General features: G+C 67.6%; 4 protein-coding genes. 3 read left to right on the forward strand and 1 reads right to left on the reverse strand.

What is annotated here, in order from left to right:
* From FV242_RS33295 to FV242_RS33305, 3 genes are all read left to right on the forward strand, one after another.
* A partial coding sequence (locus FV242_RS33295; RefSeq protein WP_147941930.1) for an outer membrane protein occupies positions 1-901 on the forward strand: 901 nt, incomplete at its 5' end.
* A gap of 250 nt (positions 902-1,151) precedes the next feature.
* A complete protein-coding gene (locus FV242_RS33300; RefSeq protein WP_147941931.1) occupies positions 1,152-2,096 on the forward strand; it encodes an outer membrane protein in 945 nt (314 codons plus the stop codon).
* A gap of 73 nt (positions 2,097-2,169) precedes the next feature.
* Entirely contained in the window at positions 2,170-2,385 is a 216-nt protein-coding gene (locus tag FV242_RS33305; protein ID WP_147941932.1) for a hypothetical protein, read from the forward strand.
* A gap of 7 nt (positions 2,386-2,392) precedes the next feature.
* On the opposite strand, the gene FV242_RS33310 is transcribed toward FV242_RS33305, so the two are convergent.
* The gene (locus FV242_RS33310) at positions 2,393-2,941 is read right to left on the reverse strand and encodes an HNH endonuclease (protein ID WP_007563401.1); all 549 of its coding nucleotides are present in this window, start codon (positions 2,939-2,941) and stop codon (positions 2,393-2,395) included.
* Between the last annotated feature and the right edge of the window lie 452 nt (positions 2,942-3,393).

The following is a 3,393-nucleotide window of genomic DNA, read 5'->3' on the forward strand; positions in this document are numbered from 1 at the left end:
GCCCCCGCCTCCGCCGCCGCCCCCTCCGCCCCCGATCGAGGTCGGCGGCGGCTGGTACCTGCGCGGCGACGTCGGCGCGAGCGTCTACACGCGGCCGACATACAGCGCCGCCTACGATTACACCGGCTACCCGGAATCCAACCGGTCGTTCGGCAACGAGCTCGGCGGCGGTGGGTTTGCGGGCGTCGGCGTCGGCTATCAGTTCACCCCGTTCCTGCGCGGCGACGTGACCGGCGAGTATCGTTACTCCACCGGCCTGCGCGGCAGCGAGTATTACAAGGGCCCCGAGTTCGATAACGGCCTCGGCTCCTACGGGGTCAACAAGTCGTCCAGCAACTTCGATTCCGCGGTGGTGCTGGCCAACGCGTATTTCGACCTCGGCACTTGGTACGGCATCACGCCGTTCATCGGCGGCGGCGTCGGCTACGCCTTCAACCACGTCTCGGGCTATTCGACGAACCAGCAATTTACCAGCCCGACCTACGCCTACGATTACGGCAATCCGATCTACGACTGCAAGTGCGGGCAGGCGTACTACAACTACGCGCCGGTCTACGACAACAATGGCAACCCGGTGTACAACACCAACAGCGGCAGCAAGTTCTACAAGAGCAAGACCAACGGCAGCTTCGCCTGGGCGCTGCATGCCGGTCTCGCCTACGACGTCAGCGACGCCCTGAAGGTCGAGGTGGCGTACCGCTACCTCAACCTCGGCAAGGCCGAGACCGGCCCGGGCTTCGTGCCGTGCTGCACCGGCAGCCTGCAGGCGATCAAGGTGAAGGACATCGAGGCGCACGACGTGAAGATCGGCCTGCGCTATTACCTCGGCGGCCTCGTCGCGGCGCCCCTGCCGCCGCTGATGCCGGAGCCGATCCCCGGACCGCTGGTCCGCAAGTACTGATTTTTTTCTCAACGCTCTGACGGCCGACGGCGCGGATGTCCTCCGCGCCGTTTTTCGTTTTGCGACCGGGCTTCGGCGGAACGGGAGGAGTGGGAGACCAGAATCGGGCTGCCGGATAGTTTGATCCAAGTCGCAATGATCGAAACGGGACGCGCGAAGAGCTCTGAAATAACGGACGCTTAAGGTTACCCAACTATCTCTGCATCGAGGCCCGATCTGCCGTCCGTCTCGCAGTTCCAGGACGATCCCGATGCGCACCGTCACCCTGCCGCTGCTGGCGATCCTCGGCCTCTGCGGCGCGAGCACCGCCCGGGCCGCCGACCTGGATTACGATTACCTGCGCGGCGCCGATTACGACCCGGTCCCGGCTCCGGTGCTCGACTGGAGCGGCGTGTATGTCGGCGGCCATGGCGGGTATACGTCGGGCGGCCTGGCGCAGCGCGATGCCCTGCAATCGACCCTCGCGCAAGACTTCAGCTACAGCGCGGTCGAGAGCGAGTTCGGCGTCTCGAAGTTTCTGTCGCTGCCCGGGACCCGCGTGAAGAGCGCCAGCTTCGGTGCGTTTGCCGGCTACAACATCCAGTTCGACGAGATCGTCCTGGGTATCGAGGCCGACTACACGCACGCGGACATGAACAGCTGGTCGACCAACGGCATCAGCCGGATCATGACGACGGCCGCGGGCAATTCCGAATCGGTCAATCTCTCGGGTACGTCGAACACGCGGATCGACGATTACGGCAGCATCCGCGCCCGGGCCGGCTACGCCTTCGGCAACCTGCTGCCCTACGTGACCGGAGGCCTCGCGGTCGGCCGGGTGACGATCAACGACACCGTCGCGGTCCAGAATTACGGCTACGGCGCTACGACCTATGCGGCCAACCAAGCCCTGACCACGGGCCTGCCGGCGGCCGTCTACAATCACGGCTATGCCAGCTTCAACCAAAACTTCCCGCTGAACCGGTCGACCCCGGCCGGACAGGGCGCCCAGACCATTCCGTACGGCCCGAGCACGCTGGTGGCCAACGCCAAGACCAAGACGATCGGCGGCGTCGCCCTAGGATTCGGCCTCGAATACGCGATCACGCCCAACATCCTGCTGCGGGGCGAGTACCAGTACGTGCTGTTCCAGAGCTTCAACGGGCACCGTGCCGAGCTGAACACCATCCGTGGCGGCGCGGCCCTCAAGTTCTGATCGCCCCGATGCCGGCCGGAGACCGACCATGACAGCGCCCTGCTCCGCCCGACGGCCGACACGCGCGCGGGCCATGCTCGCGACCATCCTGCTCGCCGCCCTCGCTCCCGCCCCGGCCTCCGCCTGGCCCGAGGATCGCGGCTTCGATCCGCCCCGCCTCCGGCGCGTCGTCCGCGTGCGGCCCGACCTGGCGGCCGTGCCGCCGCCCGTGATCGTCCGGGGCTACCTGCCCCGCAACCACAACGTCCCGATGTACAACGAGCCGCCCCGCCGCGGGCCGGCTTGGTGAATCAGTCTCAGCTCTCCAGTTCGCTGTCCCAGTACAGGTAGTCGAGCCAGGTGTGGTGATACTGGCGGTGGTCGAACTCGGGCTGCCGGTGGTGCAGCTCGTAGCGGGTCGGCCGGCGCGGCTCGGTGGCGAGCGGCATGTCGGCCTCCTGCGGGGTGCGGTTGGCCTTGCGCAGGTTGCAGGGCGAGCAGGCCGCCACCACGTTCTCCCAGCTCGACAGGCCGCCCCGGGAGCGCGGCACCACGTGGTCGAAGGTCAGGCCGCCCGAGGGCAGCCGCAACCCGCAATACTGACAGCTGAAGCCGTCACGCAGGTAGATGTTGTAGCGGGTGAAGGCGGGGCTGCGGGCCAGCGTCACGTAGTTCTTCAGCGCCACCACGCTCGGCACCCGCAGCGCCCGCGAGGGCGAGCGCGCCTCGACGTCGTAGCTCGCCACCAAGGTGACGCGATCGAGGAACAGGGCCGTGAAGGCGTCCTTCCACGACCAGAGCGAGAGCGGATTGTACGAGAGCGGCCGATAATCCGCGTTCAGGACGAGGGTTTGGAGATCCATCATCGGCGCGACTCTTCAGACTATCTCTGACGCGTGTAACGCGCGGGAACGCGCCGTCGCCCCACCGGCCCGTCCGACGCAGCCGGGGGCCGGTGCAGGACGGGCCGGCGGACGGGGCGTCGGCTCGGCGGGAGAGGCGGAAGGAGCAACAGGGCGGCGGGCCGGCGCGCGAAGGCGCCAGTCGGTGCGGTAGCAACCGGAACGCGGCCGGGCCGGACCGGCTTCGGAGCCGGCCGAACCCTTTCGCGTGACGACGAAAAGGCCCTGTCCATAAGGTGTTCATCTAATCCCACCGTGACACCCTTGTGAAGCTTTTCCCGCCGGGTCCCGGGGACGCACCCACAGCCGGCCCCCAAGCCAGTCCCGAAGCCTGTCCCAAAGCCGGCCCCCAAACCTGTCCCGAAGCCTGTCCCGGAGCTCGCCGCGGGGACGGGCGATCGGCCCGAGGGTGGGCA

Source organism: Methylobacterium sp. WL64, from assembly GCF_008039945.1.
GTDB lineage: Bacteria > Pseudomonadota > Alphaproteobacteria > Rhizobiales > Beijerinckiaceae > Methylobacterium.